This is a genomic window from Butyricimonas synergistica DSM 23225, assembly GCF_000379665.1.
In the GTDB taxonomy this organism is placed as follows: Bacteria; Bacteroidota; Bacteroidia; order Bacteroidales; family Marinifilaceae; genus Butyricimonas; species Butyricimonas synergistica.
Genome location: NZ_KB903367.1, coordinates 18,835 through 38,020 on the forward strand (window position 1 = coordinate 18,835; position 19,186 = coordinate 38,020).

The window sequence follows — 19,186 nt, forward strand, 5'->3', positions numbered from 1 at the left end:
CAATAAACGTTAGAATAAAAAGAATTTAGGCTAACCTATTTTAGCTTTGCGAAAGGCGAATGTCGAAATTTGCTTTGATAGAAAGAGCGAGAGGGGTGTTGGAATATATTTGTATTATTGAAAAATGTTATCGAATGTTTAGTAGAAAAAATCTTCTATAGAAAAAAAATTATATAACCGAAGGGTTGCCGGCAACTTTCGGCAACCCTTCGGTTTTTACATCATTCGCCACGGTCGGGTGGGCAATTGGGAATATCACAGGTTATTAATCTCTTCGATGGTTAGCCCGGTACTTTCCACGATAGTATTAATAGGTATGCCTATTTTTTTTAGATTGCGGGCTACTTCCATAAGACCTTCCGCTCTTCCCTCGGCTCTTCCTTCCGCCTTTCCTTCCGCCCTTCCCTCGGCTCTACCTTCCGCTCTTCCCTCAATCAATCCTTCCAGCTTTGCCGTGCCTAACACGTCGTTTTGGATCATGATGGCATCTACATGGCGGTCGTAGGCTTCCCGTTCTGCTTTGTCCATGTTGTAATAGATTAATTTTTGTCGGGCTTCCGCTAATCCCGGGGCTTGCGTGTCAGGACGGATATGCCCGTTTTTCAGGTAATCGAGCCACTCTTCCAGAGGGGTTACCGCTACCTTGTCAAACTCGTTTAGCCGGATGAGAATGTACTCGGGGAATATCTCCGAGGGAAGCCTCCGGGTGATGGTATCTTTTTCTTTCGTTGTGATCTGTAATAAATCTCCGGTGTGTACTCCCACGAATGAATTTTGTCCGTGATAGAGATAGTCGTCCCCCTTGCCAATGTCAAAATAAAGTATACTGATAGAATACACTTTTTTCACTTCCGAGTAAATATGCCCTAGCTCGATGTGCTCGGTAATCGCCTTGGCAACCCCGTAAAGGATACGCTCGAGATAGTATAGTTCGCGGGTAACCTGCACCTCGACAATGATAATCTCGTCCTCGTTGTCGCGTGCCTTGATGTCGACCCGGTTAAACTTGTCATCCTCGTGTCGTTGATTGCTCTCGCTCTCGAGAATCTCTATAATGTGGATCTCTTTGTTGAGCAACACGGTTAAAAGCCCTTCGAGTACCCCGAAATTCGCTTTGTTCCTGAGTAGACGTTTGATGGCCCAGTCAAATCGTATGTACCTGTCGTGTAATTCCATAATGCGAACAATTAGTAATCTCACAAAGTTATTATTTTTTTGGAACATTCACGTTAATCGTGATATTATTCTTGTACACTTCTCTTGCCCTTCCGGCTGGCACGAGGGGATGAATTGCCGGGCATTTATCCATCATCTATTCCCGAATACAATAGATGATGGATAAATGATCAATAGTTGATCGATAGATGTTTGCCGGAAGGGTAAGAGAAGGGAAGGAGAAATATTGAATTTTTCAGCGTGATAACGCGTGTATATTTCTCGAAAAAATGTATCTTTAGCAAAAAATATTGAATATGGAGTGGTTCGTGTTATTCATGCTCATCGCGATAGGTTTTGTCCTGTTGATTCTAGAGTTTCTCGTGTTTCCCGGGGTGAATGTAGCCGGGATACTTGGCATCGGTTGTGTGGCGGTAGCGATTTACGTGGCTTATTCCACCATGGGCACGACCGTGGGGCATTTTACCTTGCTCGGGACGGCGATTTGCGGGTTCGGGGTGACGTGGTATGCTTTGCGCTCGAAGACATGGAGGCGGATGCAATTGAATAGCCAGATTGATAGTACCGTGGAAGGTGTCGACGATTCGATCAAAGAAGGTGATGTCGGGGTGGCGCAAGGGCGTTTGGCTCCGATGGGGAAAGTGCGGATCGGGGATAGCGTGGTGGAAGCGGAATCCCGCTCGGGGTACGTGGAGGAGAACCGGGAAGTAGTAGTAGTGAAGGTGTATAAAAATAAGATAATTGTTAAATTAAAAACAGAATAAAGGATGGATAATAGTTTGTTTTTTCTGGTAGCGGTCATCGCGGGGGGATTATTCCTGCTTTGGATGATACTCTATTTTATTCCGATCGGATTGTGGTTTCAAGCGTTGGTTTCCGACGTGAAAGTATCTTTGTTGCAACTCGTGTTGATGCGTTGGAGAAAAGTGCCTCCTACTATTATCGTGCGAGCCATGATCGAGGGGAAGAAAGCCGGTTTGGAACTTTATCGCGATCTTCTGGAAGCCCATTATCTGGCAGGTGGTCACGTGGCACAGGTGGTGCACGCCCTCGTGTCGGCTTCTAAAGCGAATATTGATTTGACTTTCCAGATTGCCACGGCGGTTGACTTGGCTGGTCGTGACGTGTTCGAAGCGGTGCAAATGAGCGTGAACCCGAAAGTGATTAATACTCCTCCCGTTGCCGCGGTGGCAAAGGACGGAATCCAGTTGATCGCTAAAGCGCGGGTTACCGTGCGGGCGAATATCCGCCAGTTGGTCGGTGGTGCCGGGGAAGAAACTATTTTGGCTCGTGTGGGCGAGGGAATCGTGTCGTCTATCGGTTCTGCCGGTTCGCACAAGGAAGTGTTGGAGAATCCGGACTCTATTTCTAAGGTGGTGTTGAACAAGGGATTGGATTCCGGTACCGCTTTCGAGATTTTGTCTATTGATATCGCCGATATTGACATCGGTAAGAATATCGGGGCCGAGTTGCAAACCGATCAGGCTGAGGCTGATTTGAAGATCGCCCAGGCAAAAGCCGAGGAGCGTCGTGCGATGGCTGTCGCCACGGAACACGAGATGAAGGCTTTGGCGCAAGAAATGCGCGCCCGGGTAATCGAGGCGGAAGCCGAGGTGCCTCGTGCTATGGCTGAAGCTTTCCGTAATGGTAATCTCGGTGTTATGGATTACTATAAAATGAAGAATATCGAGGCGGATACCAGTATGCGTGAGTCTATTGCTAAGCCGAACGATAAAAAGAATACGCAGAAATAAGAGGTAGATTCAGATTTTTATAAGAGGTTGTGCCAGCGTTTTGACACAACCTCTTCATTTTTTATTCCGAAAAGTAAGAACCTGGTAATTCTCTTAGATTATACCGGGAAGCCATGACCTCGCCGTAGGCTCCACAGGAGCGGATGGCGAGGAGGTCGCCCCGGCGGGTGGCGGGAAGGTCACGGTCTTTGCCGAAACAGTCGGAGGATTCGCAGATGGGTCCCACGATGTCGTATTTCTCGTGCGGTTGTACGGAAGTGAGGTTTTCGATGCGGTGGAATGCCTGGTAAAGGGCGGGACGCAGGAGGTCGTTCATGCCGGCATCGAGTATCACGAATTTCTTGTGTTTTCCTTCTTTGACGTACAGGACACGGGAGATTAGAGAGCCGCATTGCCCGACGAGTGAACGTCCGAGTTCAAAGTGCAGCTGTTGCCCCGGTTGGGCTTCGAAGAAGTCCGCGAACACCTGGAAATAAGAGGCGAAGTCGGGGATCAAGCCGCAGGTGGGACAATCGTAATTGATGCCCAAGCCTCCGCCGAAGTTGATATGGGGGAGGAGGATACCCTGCTCTTTGAGGCGTGCCTGTATCTCGTTCACTCGCAGGCAAAGTCCCCGGAACACGGTGAGGTCGGTGATCTGGGAGCCGATGTGGAAATGCAAGCCGATCAGGTTAATGTTTTCCATGTTCCGGCTGGCAGCAATGGCGTGATCCAAGTCGTAGAGGTAGAACCCGAATTTGTTTTCCTCGATCCCGGTCGTGATGTAATGGTGGGTGTGGGCGTCCACGTTCGGGTTTACGCGAAGGGCGACGGATGCTTTCTTGCCTAGTTCCCCGGCGATGGCGTTGATGACTTCAATTTCCGGTAGGGATTCACAGTTGAAACAGAATATTTCCTGTTTCAGTGCTAGCCGGATTTCTTCGTCGCTTTTGCCCACCCCGGCATAGACGATACGATTGGCAGGGAAACCGCATTCCGTGGCTCGGGCAACTTCGTTGCCGCTGACGCAATCTGCCCCGATGCCATAGCCTTGGATGATTTCCAGTATTTTCGGGTTGGCATTCGCTTTAATGGCATAGTGCAGGTGAAAGCCATGGTGCTCTGCTTCTTGTGCCGCCACTTGGAGGGTTGCCCGCAAGAGCGCGGTATCGTAATAATAGAAAGGTGTCTTTAAAGATTGGAATGTTTTGATGGTTTCTATATTCATTTTCAATTTGATTTATAGGCTTAAAGGACTCGTTTACTCTTCATTCAGCAATCTCTCGCTAAGGGCTTCCAGTGCGCGTTGTTTGTCTTCCTGTTTAACAAGCAGGGAGATGCTGTGTTCGCTTGCCCCGTACGAGATCATGTGTAGCGGAACGTCTTGCAAGGCGGTGAGGGCTTTGGCTGCTAAGCCGTAGTTGTTGATGGAGCAGTCGCCGACGATGCAGATGATCGATAAGTTTTCCTCGACTTCGATCGTGCCGTATTTGGTCAGATCTTTCTTGATGTCTTCCAGGTGGCAGGTGTTGTCGATGGTCAGTGAAATAGCGACTTCCGAGGTGGCGATCATGTCGATCGGGGTTTTCCATGCCTCGAATATCTCGAATACTTTCCGGACAAAACCGTATGCCAAGAGCATATTGCTGGATTTTACTTTTATGGCGGTGATACCGTCTTTCGCGGCAACAGCCTTAAAGTTTCGCACGGGGCTTTCCTTGGTGATCAGGGTGCCCTCGTCGTCCGGGTTCATGGTATTTTTCATGCGGACAGGGATATTTGCTTTCTTGGCGGGCTGCACGCTGGATGGGTGTAGTATTTTTGCCCCGAAGTAAGCGAGTTCTGCTGCCTCGTCGAAAGACAGGCTGCGAAGGGGTTTCGTGTTTTTCACGTAACGGGGATCGCTGTTGTGCACGCCGTCGATGTCTGTCCATATCTGGATTTCGTTGGCTTTGATGGCAGCACCGATAAGGGCGGCGGAATAGTCGCTTCCCCCTCTTTTCAGGTTGTCGATTTCGCCGTAGGCGTTCCGGCAGATGAATCCCTGGGTGATGATGATGCGTTCCGTGGCAGGGTTGGAGAGCAGGCGTTTCAAGTTTTGCTCGATGTAGAAATAATCCGGCTCGCAATCTTTATCAATACGCATGAAATCAAGAGCGGAGAGTAACGTGGAGGGGATGCCTTGCTCCTGCAAGTAGAAGTGCGTGAGGGTGGTGGAGATGATTTCTCCTTGTGCCACCACGGCTTTTTCTTGCAGGGGATAAAAATCTTTATTGACGAAGGAACGGAGGTACGTGAAGATCGTTTGCACGAATTCTTGGCCTTTGTGCTTGTAGGCTTCCGTATCATAGAGTTCGCTGATGGTCATCAGGTAGTCGAGTTCCAGGTTTTGTATCGTGGTCAGGGCTTCCTGGCGATCGTTTCGATACAGGTAATTGGTGATGTCAACCAATGTGTTGGTAGTTCCTGCCATAGCGGAGAGTACTACGATTTTGGGTTGATCGTTCGAGATGAGTTTTGCTACTTCTTTGATTCGTGGTGCGCTACCGACAGAGGTGCCTCCAAATTTTAATACATTCATAAGTCTTATTTTAGTTTTATCGTTCATTTTGTCACATAAAAAAAGCCCGTGTATTCACACAGGCTTTTTCGTCAGTTTTTTTCACAACAGTACGTTAGCCTGCAAAGAGCCTTTGCATGCACATCATGTGTTTATATTTATTTATACTTTGGTTCATCATTCTGCTTTTGTGTTTTTCACGATGCAAATATTGCACAATGAATTTGAAAAAACAAGTGCTTGTTAAGATATTAACGATTGAGGGAACGGCGTTAATTTTTTTAACGCCGTTCCCTCAGGTGGCTTCGCCACGTTGCCGGTTGCAAGTTGCAGAGTTACAGGTATTGAAAGATAACGGCAGTCCAGTTGTCTTTCACCTTGTGCGATTGGTACGTGAGTCCCAGGCGTTCTGCTTCGTCCCGTATCATGGGGATATCTTCCGTGTAGAAACCGCTCATGATGAGATAACCTTCCGGGTTCAGTACGTTCACGTAGGCGTGCATATCGTTGAGCAGTATGTTGCGGTTGATATTTGCCAGGATGATGTCATAACGGTCTTTGCCGTCCAGTAAAGTAGCATCGCCAATCAGGATACGGATGTTCCGAACCTTGTTGGTGGCGATGTTTTCCATGGCGTTGTTGTATGCCCAGTCGTCAATGTCGATACCCGTGAGGTCGGTTGCCCCGGCTTGTGCTGCCATGATGGAAAGGATGCCAGTCCCGCAACCCATGTCGAGTACTTTTTTGCCCGCGAAGCGGGGTTTCATGTCGAGAATGGTTTCCAGCATCAGTGCGGTGGTGGCGTGGTGTCCGGTTCCGAAACTCATTTTCGGGTCGATGATGATTTCATGCTCGATGCCTTCGATGGTTGGGTGGAAACCAGCTCTCACGAGGATGCGATCTTGCACGAGTATCGGGGTGAAGTTTTCTTCCCATATTTTATTCCAGTCTTGATTTTCGATTTCGGCTCTCTCCCAGGTTATGGTGTACAAGGATTGGAAGAAAGTGAGAAGTTCCATTTCTTCAACTTGTTCTGCCTTGAAATCTTTCGAGGGAATGTAGGCTTTGAAACCATCGTCGGAGTACGAGAAACTGTCATACCCGAGGTTTCCTAGTTCGGCGATAAGCGCGTCGGCGATGTCCTCCACGTGGGGAGTGATATGGAAAGTAAGTTCTGTATAAAACATGCTATCTGATTTTTTTTGCAAATGTAGCAAAAAATCAGATAGCTATGCTCTTCAGATGAGATTCTCGAGTTTATTCAACGAACGGGCGATTTCCCGGTCGGAGAGTTCGAAGTTCTGCAAGTTGCCTCCCAGGTATTGCTCGTAGGCGAACAGATCGATCATGCCGTGTCCGGATAGGTTGAATAGAATGGTCTTGGCTTTCCCTTCTTCCTTGGCTATCTTGGCTTCCCGGATAGCTTGGGCTATGGCATGGGTAGATTCCGGGGCGGGGATGATTCCCTCGGTTTTAGCGAACAGGATGCCAGCCTCGAAGGTTTCCAGTTGCGGGATAGCCACGGCTTCCATGAGTCGGTCTTTTAGCAATTGGCTGACCAGTACGCCTGCCCCGTGGTAGCGTAAGCCTCCCGCGTGAATGCTTGCTGGCTGGAAGTCGTGTCCCAGCGTGTACATGGGGAGCAGCGGGGTGAGTCCTACTGTGTCGCCAAAGTCATACTGGAATTGTCCCCGCGTAAGTTTTGGGCAGGATTGCGGTTCCACGGCAATAACCCGCGTGTGTTTGCCTCCTTTCAGGTTGCGGCGGATAAACGGGAAGCTGATTCCGGCGAAGTTTGATCCGCCGCCGAAGCAACCGATCACGATATCCGGCTCGTCTCCTGCTTTTTCCATTTGTAGGAGGGCTTCTTCCCCGATGATGGTTTGGTGTAGCAACACGTGGTTCAGCACGCTACCCAGCGAGTAGTTCGTGAACGGGTCTTGTGCCGCCAATTCTACAGCCTCGGAAATAGCGATTCCTAAACTTCCGGGGGAGTCGGGGTGCTCGCTCAGGATTTTTCTTCCGGCAGCCGTGAGATTGCTCGGGGAGGGGATAACGTCGGCCCCCCATGTGTTCATCATCAGTTTGCGGTAAGGTTTCTGGTTGTAGCTGACTTTCACCATGAAGACTTTCAGGTCTAGCCCGAAATGCTGACAGGCAAAGCTAAGTGCCGTACCCCATTGTCCCCCTCCGGTTTCTGTGGTGATTCGTTTGATACCTTGTTTATAATTATAATAAGCTTGGGCGATAGCCGTGTTGGGCTTGTGTGAACCTGCCGGGCTGGTGCCCTCGTTTTTGAAATAAATCTTTGCCGGGGTATCGAGTGCTTTCTCTAACGCATATGCCCGCACGAGAGGGGTAGACCTCCATATCTTGTACAAATCTTGCACTTCGTCGGGAATTTCGATGTAGCGTTCCATGGAAAACTCTTGTTTTGCCAGTTCTTCGGCGAACAGCGGGTAGAGGTCTTCCGGTTTCAACGCTTGTTTCGTGCCCGGGTGGAGCGGCGGCAGGGGCTTGTTTGGCATATCTGCCGCAATGTTATACCATGTTGTCGGCATTTCTTGCTCCGTGAGCAAAATTTTCTTGATCTGTTTCATGTTTTTTGATTTAATGGTGAATAAAAAAGAGAGAGCCTATTGTCAGTAAACAATAGGCTCTCTCTATATTTTCAATTATGCAATACAATCACATAACCTCATTGTTTACTATGAAGTTTAAAGAGGTGCCACCACCACGTAAGGGCTATGTGTTGATAGTATATCATGTCTTTTTTGTCTTTTGTGGCTACAAAACTAACCATTGATTTTCTTTTTTCCAAATCCGAAATAAGAAATAATGTTGTTAGATATTAATTCAGGCAAGAAAATTGCGTTCGACTTTCGTCGTTTGTGGAATTAATTGCTTACATTTGCAGCATCCCACTCGAATTAAGATAAAAGAACGTGTATTGCGCGGAAGAGATTGCCTCCGGCGTGCGATGCACGTATTAAATTCGGAGTGGGATCTTAGTTTAATAGAGTCCGGAGGCATTTCTTTTGTGAGTTTTAACGTGTTACATAAGATATTGTTATGATTTCCGTAACAATTTTTTGAAAATTCTAAATTTGTCAAGGTGGGGCCGTGATGGTGACCCACCTTTTTGTAACATGCTGTCAATTATAATGAAAACCAACAACCGGCAGGTGCTGTCATCGAGGAGTCGGAAGTAGTCGTGGAGGTTGATAGTATTAATTAAAAACAAACACCCCGGTAAGGGGTGTTTGTTTTTATAATATCATTTGTGGCATGAATTCGAAACTGTTGTATTTCGGTCGGAGCCTTTCTGTGTGATAAAATTTCTGAACATCAACCAGCTTTTTACTGCTAGTCACGATTTCAATCGGGGCGTTGTCATAGCGTCCGTTACGAAGGATGACCAAGCGTCCGTGTAGTCCTTTATTTATAAGGTCAAGGGCTAAATTCCCGTATGCCATGGGGACGATGGAGTCGAGGGCATCGGGATCGCCGCAGCGCACGAGATAGCCTAATTTTTGAGTGATGGTGTTGATTACCTGCCCGTGGTTGAATTGCGGGGTAAGGTTTTTCAATTGTTCGGCAATCATGTTACCGATACCCCCGAGTTTTTTGTGCCCGAACATATCAGTTTCTTCGCTTTGGAAGATCATGTTGCCCCCGGAGAAGGTAGCTCCTTCTGACACGAGGACTACCGAATATTTACTCGGGTTCGTGAAGCGGTCTTCGCAGAGTAGTTCTGTCAGGCGTTCAATGTTGAACTCGTATTCCGGGATCATGCAACGGTTGGCTGCTCCTGCCAACGTGGGCAGCATGGCAGTGAAACCGGCATAGCGACCGAAGACTTCCAGAACGAGGATGCGTTCATGAGACCCGGCAGAGGTGCGCAAATCGTGCGTGAGCGCAATCGTCCTGGTGATACAGGTACTGAACCCGATACAATAATCTGTTCCCGGCACGTCGTTATCCATCGTTTTGGGAATGGCGACCACCTTGACGCTTTCCTGGCTCAGGCGGACAGCGTAACTCAACGTGTCGTCGCCCCCGATCGGAATTAAATAGTCGATGCCCATGAACTCGAGATTTTTAAGAACTTCGGGTGTTAGGTCGTTGATGTCATCCGTGTATTTGTCTTGCAAGTGCTTGGGGACATTAGCTCTAGGTACATGGGACGCTCGAGTCCTTGATGTGTGAAGGAACGTGCCTCCGGTGCGCCCGGCTTTGTTCACGATTTCTTCGGTTAGCTCGAAAAAGTTATTCGAGTTGTCGTATTCGGGGTCCCGCACGATGTCAATCAGACCACCCCAGCCTCTTCGTATCCCGATAACCTTGTAACCTTCGCGTAAGGCTCTGATAGTCACTGCCCGTATGGCGGGATTTAAACCGGGAACATCTCCTCCTCCGGTGAGTATTCCTATGATTCCTCTTGTTTTTTGTGGTATCATAATTGTAGTAGCTTTATGTTAGTAAAATCGAACTAATATACATGAAATTATTTAATTAATACGTTAATTTCGTTATTAAAGTGACTATATTTGTCCGTTTTTTATCGAGAAAACATATTATTATTTGAAATGGAGAGTTTGCAAGTATTTTGGGAAGAATCGGGAATGTTGAAGTATTGGGCAATACTATTGCTCATGTTGTTATGCGTTTATATGTACCTGATGATCCGGCGGGTTGTTATCGTGTACCGGGGAGGGAAACCGCTTGATAAGCCGGAGCAGGAAGGCGTGTCTGTCATTATTACCGCCCATAATAACGCGGAGGCATTGCGGAGGAATCTGCCTAGTTTCCTGATGCAGGCGTATGATAAATTCGAGGTTATCGTGGTTGACGAGTGTTCCGAGGACGACACGCAGGACGTGTTGGCAGAGATTCAGAAGGATTATCCACAATTAAGGAGTACGCGTATTTATCCTGACACGAAATTTCGTTTCACGAAAAAACTGGCAATAAATATTGGGGTGCTTGCCGCAAAATACGACATTCTGTTGTTTTCAGAGATAAATTGCAGGCCTGCCACGATGCATTGGGTAAAGACCATGCAAGCTTGTTTCGATAAAAACACCGCGGCGGTTGTAGGTTATGCAAATTACGAACCGGAGGAACATTTGGTTGCTACATGGCGTGCTTTTCGTTTTCTTCGTTTCCTGGAAATGATGGTTTTGGTGAAAAATAAAAAATATATTTTCGGGGATGGATGTAACATGGCTTACCGAAAATCGTATTACATCAGTAATCGAGGGTTTGCGAAGAACTCTCAGTCGTATTTGGGATACGATAACGATATGGTTAGGGAATTATCGAAGTTTGGAAAAATAAAAATGACAAAAATCCCGGACACATACGTGATAATTGATAAAAGTGACAAAAAAGGAGACGTAAACGAAATATCATATTATTATGCTAGCAAGATGAGATTGACAATGACGGAGAGATTAGGGACAGATAAAGGTATGATAGTGCGTTTGTTATTTTATGCACTTGCTATTTATTTAGTTATCATGGGTCTATATCCGATATATATATTCGCGATAGTGGCTGTGGCATTTTTAACAGACTTTATATTGTTAAATATTTGCGCTATTTGTCTGAAACAAAAAAAATTATTCCTAACTTCGTTTATTATTAGCACTATCGGTTTCGTTTATCGATGGTATTGGAATGGATACTCATTTTTTAATAGGAGGAAATGGAGCTAACAAACAACTTGTCAGAGAAAGCCCTCTACGATTACAAGATCGTGAAAAGGGCTATTACGGGAGATGAAAAAGCCTATGCCGAGTTATTTAAAAGGTATAAGGATTCAGTATATTTTATGATACTGAAGATGGTAAATAATAGGACAGACGCAGAGGATTTGATGTTCGAAGCTTTCGAGAAGGCTTTCGGGAGTTTGAATTACTATTCTCCTCAATTCGCATTTAGTACTTGGTTGTTTAAAATCGCCTCCAACAACACGATTGATTTTATCCGGAAGAAGAAAGCAAAGATTGTTTCCTTGGATAAGGATGACATCAATCCGGATGATCGCGGCTATATTAATAGTATTCCGGCTGACGTGTTGACTCCGGAGGAGGAAACGATTCGCAACCAAAGGGCGGAGTTCATGAGAGAGAAAGTTGCCATGTTGAAAGGGCGCTATCGTAAGTTGATTGAATTGCGTTATTTTGAGGAATATTCTTACGAGGAGATCGCTCAGGAGCTGGGGATTCCGTTAGGGACTGTGAAAGCTCAATTGTTTCGGGCTAGAGAGTTGTTGCTGAATATTTTACAGAACACCGAGATAGCCAGAGAAAATGAGAGAGCGTAGTCTTCTTATTCTTTTGATCTTTTTATGTTTGGGTTTACGGGGACAAAACACGAGTGACAAGAGTATATTTCTGACAGGCGTGATTTGTGACCGTGACAGTGTGCAGCCTTTGCCCGAGGCGGTCTATCGTTTGGGGCAGGCAGTTCGGGGGGTAGATAAACAAGGGCGCTTCTCCGTGCACGTGAAAGTCGGTGACACTCTATACTTCTCGCATATCGGTTTCGAGAGTGTAAGGGTTGTCGTATCCGACACGTTGAAAAAAGACGATTATCTCCTGGGAATTTTTATGGTACGAGATACGATAGAATTGGCGGAAGTCATGGTATTGCCTCGTTTTTTCATGGAGGAATTCAAGATGGACGCCAACTTGATAAATGCCCGTAATAATATGAATCAGGCAGTTCATGCCGCATCTCGTCCCGTGAAAGAGATGGATCGGGAAATGAACCAGAAAATGGTAATCAATGATTTCGCCCGTCGGGTGGAGATGAAGGGCATGGTCGACGTGAAGTTGGGTGTCGGTACAAATACGCTTACCGCGTTGCAGGGCTTGATGCGGGCACGCCGTATGGCGGACAAAGGCAAAGTGATAAGAACAGAGGAAATTGACCTGTTAAAGAAAATTTTTTATATAGAAAAAAGAGAAAAATCGGATAACTAAAAGAAGAAAGATTATCTTTGTATTCGAAACAAGCCACGTGTGGGCAAAGTTTTCAGTGAATCGATTTATTAATATCAAAGTTACGTTTTTATGAAGAATTTGTCGATAGGATTAAATGTGTTATTGCTGATTGCTGTAATCGTTTTGTATATATTACATTTCTCCGGGAATGGTAAGAGTACGGGCAGTCAAGACGGAGTTGCAACTGTGAATGCAGAGGCAAAAATAGTCTACATTAACATGGACACTTTGCTCAATAATTATACTCAATCAAGGGAGTTGAACGAGGCGTTTTTGAAGAAATTGGAAGCGAATCGTACTGAATTGAATGTGAAGGCAAAGAATCTTGATCGGGAAGTGGCTGATTTCCAACGCAGAGTGGAGAATAATGGATTCCTTACCCGTGAAAGAGCAGAACAGGCTCAAACCGAGTTGTTGATTAAACAACAAAACCTGCAAAAACTCCAACAGGAGATGAGCGAGAATGCCCAACGGGAACAAATGGAAATCAATCGTAAATTGTACGATGCCATCACGGACTTCCTTACCGATTATAATAAATCACGGGGCTATGAGTTGATCCTGAGCACAACGTTAGGTGGTAACGTGTTGTTTGCCCAAAAAGGGTTTGACATTACCAACGAGGTTGTAAACTTATTGAATGCCCAATACCCGAAAAAATAGGCAGAAAAATATACAGGGAAAGGCTGAGCAATCAGCCTTTTCTTTTATCATATAACAGAAGATGAACTTTAAATACACGGTAGATATTGCAGCAGACCCGGAGGAAGTGTTCACGGCGTTGACCAATCCTTTCCAGATAGAAATATGGAGTGGTTATCCTGCAGAAATGAAAGCGGAGGAAGGATTTGTTTTTTCCTTGTGGGAAGGTGATATATGCGGGGTGAACTTGGAAGTAAAGCCCAATCGTTTGCTGGTGCAAGAATGGTTCTTTGGCGAGACGGAGGAGCGTTCCATCGTGACCTTGAAATTGAAAAAAGAGGGATCGCAGACCCGGGTGGAGCTGGAGCACACGAATATTCCGGACGATGTATTCGAGGAGATCGTGGAAGGGTGGAAAGAATACTACTTGGGCTCTATAAAGGGGATGCTGGAAATGTACTAAGTGTAAATCAGTAAAAATACGGATTATACATTCGACTTCCGATCGTAACTTTGCCCGGTATATTATTCACTAATTAATAGATTTCCACATGAGCAAGTTAAAGATTTCGGAAGATTGGACTTCTACTATCGTCGGATGGTTTATCATCCTTTTGATCGTATTTCAATTGAAACCGCATTGGCCTTCATTCAGTTGGCCTGATGCCGATGCATTAATAAATAAAGTGTTTACCTTGGATAACGTGGGGCACGCTTTAATCGTCTTTTGCTTCATGTTTTTCATGGCATTACTGGCAGGATGTCTTGCCGGGAAAAAGTGGAAGACCGTTGCTGCGAGTTTTCCCGTGGTCTTCTTTCTGACCCTCTTGGCTATGGTGGTAGGGGGGAATAAGTTCTTGAAAGATTGGGGATTTGAAACCGTGATATTCAGTCTTTTGATTGGGCTTTTTATTAGTAATGTGTTTTCTATTCCCAAGTGGTTGAAAGAATCGCTCTCCTCTGAGTTGTTCGTGAAGATCGGTTTGGTACTATTGGGTACTTCCGTACTTTTCGACGATTTGTTGAAAGCCGGGGCGTTGGGGCTGATTCAGTCTTGCGTGGTGGTTTTCACTGTATGGAATTTTTGCTTCTGGCTGTGCCGCAAGATGAAGATTGATAAAGAGATGTCACTGATGCTTTCCAGTGCCGTGTCCATTTGTGGGGTTTCGGCTGCCGTGGCAACCGCTGGGGCAATAAAGGGTGATAAAACGAAACTTTCATACGTGGTATCCCTCGTGTTGGTGGTCGCCGTGCCGATGATCTTGATCATGCCCGGTTTGGCAAAGTTGATGGGGTTGCCGGAAGATATGGCGGGGGCTTGGATTGGGGGAACAATCGATACAACAGGAGCCGTGGCAGCCACGGGAGCTATCTACGGAGAGGTCGCCTTGCAAACCAGTACGATCGTGAAGTTCTCGCAGAACGTGCTTTTGGGCGTTGCTGCTTTTTTAATCAGTATCTATTGGTCGTATTCGAAAAAGGATGTGGCAGAAGAGAAACCGACGTTGAAAGTAATTTGGTTGCGTTTTCCTAAATTCGTGTTAGGATTCGTTGCGGCTTCTCTCGTCTTCTCTTTTCTCGTGAGTCCGGAGGTCGTTTCGGAAGCAAAACCGATATTGAAAAATATACAGGGGATGTGGTTTGCTCTTGCTTTCATGTCAATCGGTTTGGAAACCGATTTCAAAAGTCTGATAACTTCCGAGAATCGCCGCTCCACGTATGCTTTCCTGGGTGCACAAGCTTTTAACGTGGTGTTCACGTTGTTCGTGGCTTGGATACTTTTCGGGCTTATTGCCTAGTCAGTTCGTGAAGTTTATAAACTTTATAAACTAAATATGATTGGATTACCGATATTGTTTGTAATTTTGTCCATAATTTTTGAAGTTAAACGCAAAAAATAATAGAAGATGAAATTTTTTATTGATACGGCAAATCTTGACCAGATTCGGGAAGCAAATGACCTTGGTGTATTGGACGGAGTAACAACTAACCCGTCATTAATGGCAAAAGAAGGTATTAAAGGTGACGAGAATTGTAAAAAACATTACGTTGAGATTTGCAATATCGTGGATGGTGACGTAAGTGCCGAGGTGATTGCCACGGATTACGAGGGGATGATTAAAGAAGGGGAAGCTTTGGCAGCTTTGCATCCGAATATCGTGGTGAAAGTTCCTTGTATTGCCGATGGAATCAAGGCGATTAAATATTTCACGAATAAAGGTATCCGTACGAACTGCACATTGGTGTTCTCTCCGGGACAAGCTTTACTGGCAGCTAAGGCTGGTGCGACTTATGTTTCTCCTTTCGTGGGACGTTTGGATGACATCAGCAGCGATGGTATCGAGCTGGTAGAGAAGATCGTGGATATGTATGCTTACTATGGGTTCAATACTCAAGTATTGGCTGCTTCGATCCGCCACACGCAACATATTATACAATGTATTGAGGCTGGTGCCGACGTGGCTACCTGTCCGTTAAGCGCTATCAAAGGTTTGTTGAAACACCCGTTGACGGATTCCGGTTTGGCAACATTCCTGGCTGACCACAAGAAAGTAAACTCGTAAATCTACAATCATGCTTGTACGTTTATTCGAGGATAACCCTAACGATAGGGAAATTCGAAAGATCGTTGAGCTTTTACGTGATGGAGGTGTTATTATCTATCCGACCGATACTATTTACGCGATCGGGTGTGATATTAATAGCGTGAAAGCCGTACAGCGTGTATCGGCTATCCGCAAAGTAAAGCCGGAAAAGGCTAATTTCTCCATGATCTGTAAGGATTTGGGGAATATCGCGGCTTATGCTAAGGTAACTAACGAGGAATTTCGGTTGATGAAACACTATCTGCCGGGACCTTTCACGTTCGTGTTGCCTGCTACCAATAAATTGCCTAATGCTCTGATGAATAGACGTAAGACGATCGGTATTCGTATCCCGAAAAATTTTATCGTGCAAGCTATCGTGGATGAATTGGGAGGTCCGCTGTTGACAACGTCCGTGAAGGCGGAGGAAGGTGAGGTGGAGGAATATATCACAGATCCTGAATTGATTCACGAGAAATATGGTCGCCTGGTCGATTTGGTTATTGATGGAGGATACGGGAATAACGTTCCTTCTACCGTGATAGATTGTACCGGTGACGAGATTGTAGTTTCCCGACAGGGATTGGGTGAGTTATAAAATAAAAGAGAGGCTTCGGAACGAAGCCTCTCTTTTATTTTATAAACGATTACTTTTTCCAGAAAGCTCTGCTGAATAATACCAGCACGGTGAATACTTCCAAACGTCCCACCATCATCAGGATGGATAGGAAAATCTTGGCAAAATCGTTCAAATGAGCGAAATTACTCATGGGACCGATTTCCCCGAATCCCGGTCCTACATTACTCATGCTGGTAATGACGGCACTGCAAGCGGTGGCAATATCTTCGGTGAACAAAGACATAATCACGCTCGATATCCCGAAAATAAGGATGTAGAGAATAAAGAAACCCATGACTCCTGTCATGATGTTCGGGTGAATACTTTTTCCGTTGTACTTTACATTGATGACCCCGTTGGGGTGTATGATTCGCTTCATCTCGATGAACGAATTCTTGAATAGCAGATTCAGTCGGATGCATTTCAGACCACCGGAAGTGGAGCCCGCGCAAGCCCCGATAAACAAGAGTACGAATATAATGACCCCTAATAAAGGAGGCCATAACAAGTAGTCCGCCGTGGCAAAACCTGTTGTCGTGATGATCGAAACGACTTGGAACAAGGCTTCCCGAATACTTAATTCCAAATCGTCGTATCCTTTGAAATACAAAACGCTGGCTATGATAGCACTCGAAATCAAGATAATGAAGAGGTACAGTTTGAACTCTTCATCACGGAATAATTTTCGTATTTTCCCGTGAAGCGAGATGTATAGCAGACCGAAGTTCGTTCCGGCAATAAACATGAATATGGTGACAATGTACTGGATGTAAGAAGAATTCCAGTAGGCAAGGCTATCCTGTTTCGTGGAATATCCCCCGGTAGCCATGGTCGTGAACGAGTGGCAGATAGCATCAAACAAGTCCATGTTACCCAGTAGAAGAAGCAAGGTTTCTGCAGCCGTTAGAGATATATAAAGATACCACATACGCCGTGCCGTGGAAGTGAAAGTTGCCGTGAATTTGTCATGCGTGGGACCGGGGACCTCGGCAACAAAGAGGTCGCGCCCCTCAATACCCAGACCTGGCAGTATCGCCAGCAACAGAACGATAATTCCTAGTCCCCCCATCCATTGAGTCAGCGAACGCCAGAATAGAGTGGCGTGCGGTAGGGCTTCAATATCGTTTACGACACTTGACCCCGTTGTCGTGAAGCCGGACATCGTTTCAAATATGGCATCCGGAATGGAAGGAATGGTACCCCCGAACAAGAAAGGAAGGCAGCCGAATATGGTGAACATCACCCACGTACTGGTAACAATGAAGTATCCGTCCTTTTTGGCAAGTACCCGATCTTTCACCTTGACAGTGAAAGCCATCAGGCTTCCGGCTGCAAGCGTAATGGCAGAAGAATACACGAATGCCATCATATCATTTTCCTGGTATATCACGGCAACAATGATACAAAGTATCAAAAAGGCACTCTCGACGAGTAGGAGTTTTCCTATAATGTTGGTAATGAACCTAAAGTTAATCATTTTTGGAACAATTTGATTACTTTCTTTACCGCACTGGGCAAGGCGAAAATTACAACTTTATCATCCGCTTCAATCTGAACATCCCCTTTGGCGATAATGGCCTCCCCGTTGCGAATGACACCTCCCACGGTAGCATTTTCCGGAAAGCTCATGTCTGCCAATGTTTTCCGGGTGATCTTGGAGCCGGGTTCAGCCGTAACCTCGAATACCTCTGCTTCCGAGAAGGTGAGGAATTTCAAGTGTTTCACGTCCACGTTCATCGTGTAGCGGTAGATGTGTGAGGCGGCAATCAATTTCGTATTTACCAGTGTTCCGATCCCGATGTTCTCGGCAAGGTCGATATAGTCGATATTTTCTACTTCCGCGACACTTTTCTTAACTCCCAATTTTTTGGCTAATAAACAAGAGAGGATATTGGTTTCCGAAGAATGCGTCACGCTGATAAAAGCGTCCGTGTTCTTAATCCCTTCCTCTCGTAGCAAAGCAAGATCCCGACCGTCGCCGTTGATGACCAGGGTCGATTTTAATTTATCGGCGATGAGGATACATTTCTCCCGGTCTTTCTCGATAATCTTAACGTTATAGTTTTTCTCGAGCAAGGAAGCCGTCTTTATCCCGATACGGGAGCCTCCCACGATGACGACATTCTTGACCTCGTACTGGGATTTGCCGCAAAGGGCGAAAACATTCGGGACATAAAACGGTTTGGTCACGATGAACACGAGATCCCCGTAACGGAAAGAATCGTTTCCCCTGGGGATGATCGTGCGTTCGGCTCTTTTGATTGCCACCACGCGGAAGTGTTGTGCCCCGTATCTCTCTGCCATTTTTATCAAGGTGAGGTTGAGGACAGGAGCGTTATCCCATAATTTGATACCCAATAATTGCAGGCGACCGTCCGAGAACTCGTGTAGTTGCCGGGAACCGCTTTGCTTTAGTGAAGCGACAATCTCTTCCGCTGCCAAGCGTTCCGGATAGATCAACGAGTCGATGCCGATCATTTTCAGGTATTCCGTGTTTTCATTTTCCAGGTATTCACTATTATTTACTCGTGCAATAGTCTGTTTCGCTCCCAATTTTTTGGCTAGGATTGCCGAGTTGATATTTTGATCTTCCTGGTGATTTACCGCGATGAACAAGTCGCATTTGCGAACACCGGCATCTTTAAGTGCGCCGATGGAGGTACATGATCCCACGATAGACATGACATCCAGCTGGTTTTCAAGTAATTCCAGCTTTTCTTCGTCATTGTCAATCAACATGATATTATGTTCTTGCTTACTAAGCATTTTTGCGAGATGTGTCCCTACTTCTCCGGCTCCCGCTATTACTATGTCCATTTTTGTTAAGTGTTAATCAACTGGCAAAATAAAGAATTATA

The 19,186-nt window shown here is 45.9% G+C and carries 18 protein-coding genes; 10 read left to right on the forward strand and 8 right to left on the reverse strand.

Annotated elements, in window-relative coordinates:
* Positions 1-255 precede the first annotated feature (255 nt).
* On the reverse strand, positions 256-1,176 hold the full coding sequence (locus A3CY_RS0112530) for an Rpn family recombination-promoting nuclease/putative transposase (RefSeq protein ID WP_018338264.1): 921 nt from the start codon (positions 1,174-1,176) through the stop codon (positions 256-258).
* 296 nt (positions 1,177-1,472) lie between these two features.
* Between A3CY_RS0112530 and A3CY_RS0112535 the strand changes: the two genes are divergently transcribed.
* Both A3CY_RS0112535 and floA read left to right on the forward strand, forming a co-directional pair.
* Entirely contained in the window at positions 1,473-1,940 is a 468-nt protein-coding gene (locus A3CY_RS0112535) for an NfeD family protein (protein WP_018338265.1), read from the forward strand.
* Between the two features lie 3 nt (positions 1,941-1,943).
* Positions 1,944-2,930, forward strand: coding sequence for a flotillin-like protein FloA (gene floA, locus A3CY_RS0112540; RefSeq protein WP_018338266.1), 987 nt, complete (start codon positions 1,944-1,946; stop codon positions 2,928-2,930).
* 61 nt (positions 2,931-2,991) lie between these two features.
* Here floA and lysA read toward each other — a convergent pair whose 3' ends face one another.
* The 5 genes from lysA to A3CY_RS0112565 form a co-directional block, all read right to left on the reverse strand.
* On the reverse strand, positions 2,992-4,137 hold the full coding sequence (lysA, locus tag A3CY_RS0112545) for a diaminopimelate decarboxylase (RefSeq protein ID WP_018338267.1): 1,146 nt from the start codon (positions 4,135-4,137) through the stop codon (positions 2,992-2,994).
* A 33-nt stretch (positions 4,138-4,170) separates the two neighbouring features.
* Positions 4,171-5,490, reverse strand: coding sequence for an aspartate kinase (locus A3CY_RS0112550; RefSeq protein ID WP_018338268.1), 1,320 nt, complete (start codon positions 5,488-5,490; stop codon positions 4,171-4,173).
* A 314-nt stretch (positions 5,491-5,804) separates the two neighbouring features.
* On the reverse strand, positions 5,805-6,656 hold the full coding sequence (prmA, locus tag A3CY_RS0112555; RefSeq protein ID WP_018338269.1) for a 50S ribosomal protein L11 methyltransferase: 852 nt from the start codon (positions 6,654-6,656) through the stop codon (positions 5,805-5,807).
* A gap of 51 nt (positions 6,657-6,707) precedes the next feature.
* Positions 6,708-8,069, reverse strand: a complete 1,362-nt coding sequence (locus tag A3CY_RS0112560) for a TrpB-like pyridoxal phosphate-dependent enzyme (protein ID WP_018338270.1) — start codon at positions 8,067-8,069, stop codon at positions 6,708-6,710.
* 669 nt (positions 8,070-8,738) lie between these two features.
* Positions 8,739-9,929 (reverse strand): 6-phosphofructokinase, encoded by a 1,191-nt coding sequence (locus tag A3CY_RS0112565; RefSeq protein ID WP_018338271.1) that lies wholly within the window; start codon positions 9,927-9,929, stop codon positions 8,739-8,741.
* 129 nt (positions 9,930-10,058) lie between these two features.
* Here A3CY_RS0112565 and A3CY_RS0112570 point away from each other — a divergent pair, with 129 nt between their 5' ends.
* From A3CY_RS0112570 to A3CY_RS0112605, 8 genes are all read left to right on the forward strand, one after another.
* On the forward strand, positions 10,059-11,189 hold the full coding sequence (locus A3CY_RS0112570) for a glycosyltransferase (protein ID WP_018338272.1): 1,131 nt from the start codon (positions 10,059-10,061) through the stop codon (positions 11,187-11,189).
* Complete coding sequence (locus tag A3CY_RS0112575; RefSeq protein ID WP_026207619.1) at positions 11,180-11,800, forward strand: RNA polymerase sigma factor; 621 nt, start codon at positions 11,180-11,182, stop codon at positions 11,798-11,800. Before A3CY_RS0112570 ends, A3CY_RS0112575 begins: the two co-directional genes overlap by 10 nt.
* Positions 11,801-11,828: 28 nt before the next feature.
* Positions 11,829-12,461 carry a peptidase associated/transthyretin-like domain-containing protein gene (locus A3CY_RS0112580; protein WP_155828322.1) on the forward strand — a complete coding sequence of 211 codons (633 nt, stop codon included), beginning with the start codon at positions 11,829-11,831 and terminating at the stop codon, positions 12,459-12,461.
* 90 nt (positions 12,462-12,551) lie between these two features.
* Positions 12,552-13,145, forward strand: a complete 594-nt coding sequence (locus A3CY_RS0112585) for an OmpH family outer membrane protein (RefSeq protein WP_018338275.1) — start codon at positions 12,552-12,554, stop codon at positions 13,143-13,145.
* Positions 13,146-13,206: 61 nt separating this feature from the next.
* Positions 13,207-13,587 carry an SRPBCC domain-containing protein gene (locus tag A3CY_RS0112590; protein WP_018338276.1) on the forward strand — a complete coding sequence of 127 codons (381 nt, stop codon included), beginning with the start codon at positions 13,207-13,209 and terminating at the stop codon, positions 13,585-13,587.
* 88 nt (positions 13,588-13,675) lie between these two features.
* Entirely contained in the window at positions 13,676-14,923 is a 1,248-nt protein-coding gene (locus A3CY_RS0112595; RefSeq protein WP_018338277.1) for a YeiH family protein, read from the forward strand.
* Between the two features lie 108 nt (positions 14,924-15,031).
* Positions 15,032-15,688, forward strand: coding sequence for a fructose-6-phosphate aldolase (gene fsa, locus A3CY_RS0112600; protein ID WP_018338278.1), 657 nt, complete (start codon positions 15,032-15,034; stop codon positions 15,686-15,688).
* Positions 15,689-15,698: 10 nt separating this feature from the next.
* Positions 15,699-16,307, forward strand: a complete 609-nt coding sequence (locus tag A3CY_RS0112605) for an L-threonylcarbamoyladenylate synthase (RefSeq protein WP_018338279.1) — start codon at positions 15,699-15,701, stop codon at positions 16,305-16,307.
* 49 nt (positions 16,308-16,356) lie between these two features.
* On the opposite strand, the gene A3CY_RS0112610 is transcribed toward A3CY_RS0112605, so the two are convergent.
* The gene (locus A3CY_RS0112610) at positions 16,357-17,805 is read right to left on the reverse strand and encodes a TrkH family potassium uptake protein (RefSeq protein ID WP_018338280.1); all 1,449 of its coding nucleotides are present in this window, start codon (positions 17,803-17,805) and stop codon (positions 16,357-16,359) included.
* Positions 17,802-19,145, reverse strand: a complete 1,344-nt coding sequence (gene trkA / locus A3CY_RS0112615; protein ID WP_018338281.1) for a Trk system potassium transporter TrkA — start codon at positions 19,143-19,145, stop codon at positions 17,802-17,804. The genes A3CY_RS0112610 and trkA overlap by 4 nt, the downstream gene beginning before the upstream one ends.
* Between the last annotated feature and the right edge of the window lie 41 nt (positions 19,146-19,186).

Coding starts and splice junctions, on each gene's coding strand:
- A3CY_RS0112530 (WP_018338264.1), bottom strand. CDS start 1,176: ATGGAATTACACGACAGGTACATACGATTTGACTGGGCCATCAAACGT.
- A3CY_RS0112535 (WP_018338265.1), top strand. CDS start 1,473: ATGGAGTGGTTCGTGTTATTCATGCTCATCGCGATAGGTTTTGTCCTG.
- floA (WP_018338266.1), top strand. CDS start 1,944: ATGGATAATAGTTTGTTTTTTCTGGTAGCGGTCATCGCGGGGGGATTA.
- lysA (WP_018338267.1), bottom strand. CDS start 4,137: ATGAATATAGAAACCATCAAAACATTCCAATCTTTAAAGACACCTTTC.
- A3CY_RS0112550 (WP_018338268.1), bottom strand. CDS start 5,490: ATGAATGTATTAAAATTTGGAGGCACCTCTGTCGGTAGCGCACCACGA.
- prmA (WP_018338269.1), bottom strand. CDS start 6,656: ATGTTTTATACAGAACTTACTTTCCATATCACTCCCCACGTGGAGGAC.
- A3CY_RS0112560 (WP_018338270.1), bottom strand. CDS start 8,069: ATGAAACAGATCAAGAAAATTTTGCTCACGGAGCAAGAAATGCCGACA.
- A3CY_RS0112565 (WP_018338271.1), bottom strand. CDS start 9,929: ATGATACCACAAAAAACAAGAGGAATCATAGGAATACTCACCGGAGGA.
- A3CY_RS0112570 (WP_018338272.1), top strand. CDS start 10,059: ATGGAGAGTTTGCAAGTATTTTGGGAAGAATCGGGAATGTTGAAGTAT.
- A3CY_RS0112575 (WP_026207619.1), top strand. CDS start 11,180: ATGGAGCTAACAAACAACTTGTCAGAGAAAGCCCTCTACGATTACAAG.
- A3CY_RS0112585 (WP_018338275.1), top strand. CDS start 12,552: ATGAAGAATTTGTCGATAGGATTAAATGTGTTATTGCTGATTGCTGTA.
- A3CY_RS0112590 (WP_018338276.1), top strand. CDS start 13,207: ATGAACTTTAAATACACGGTAGATATTGCAGCAGACCCGGAGGAAGTG.
- A3CY_RS0112595 (WP_018338277.1), top strand. CDS start 13,676: ATGAGCAAGTTAAAGATTTCGGAAGATTGGACTTCTACTATCGTCGGA.
- fsa (WP_018338278.1), top strand. CDS start 15,032: ATGAAATTTTTTATTGATACGGCAAATCTTGACCAGATTCGGGAAGCA.
- A3CY_RS0112605 (WP_018338279.1), top strand. CDS start 15,699: ATGCTTGTACGTTTATTCGAGGATAACCCTAACGATAGGGAAATTCGA.
- A3CY_RS0112610 (WP_018338280.1), bottom strand. CDS start 17,805: ATGATTAACTTTAGGTTCATTACCAACATTATAGGAAAACTCCTACTC.
- trkA (WP_018338281.1), bottom strand. CDS start 19,145: ATGGACATAGTAATAGCGGGAGCCGGAGAAGTAGGGACACATCTCGCA.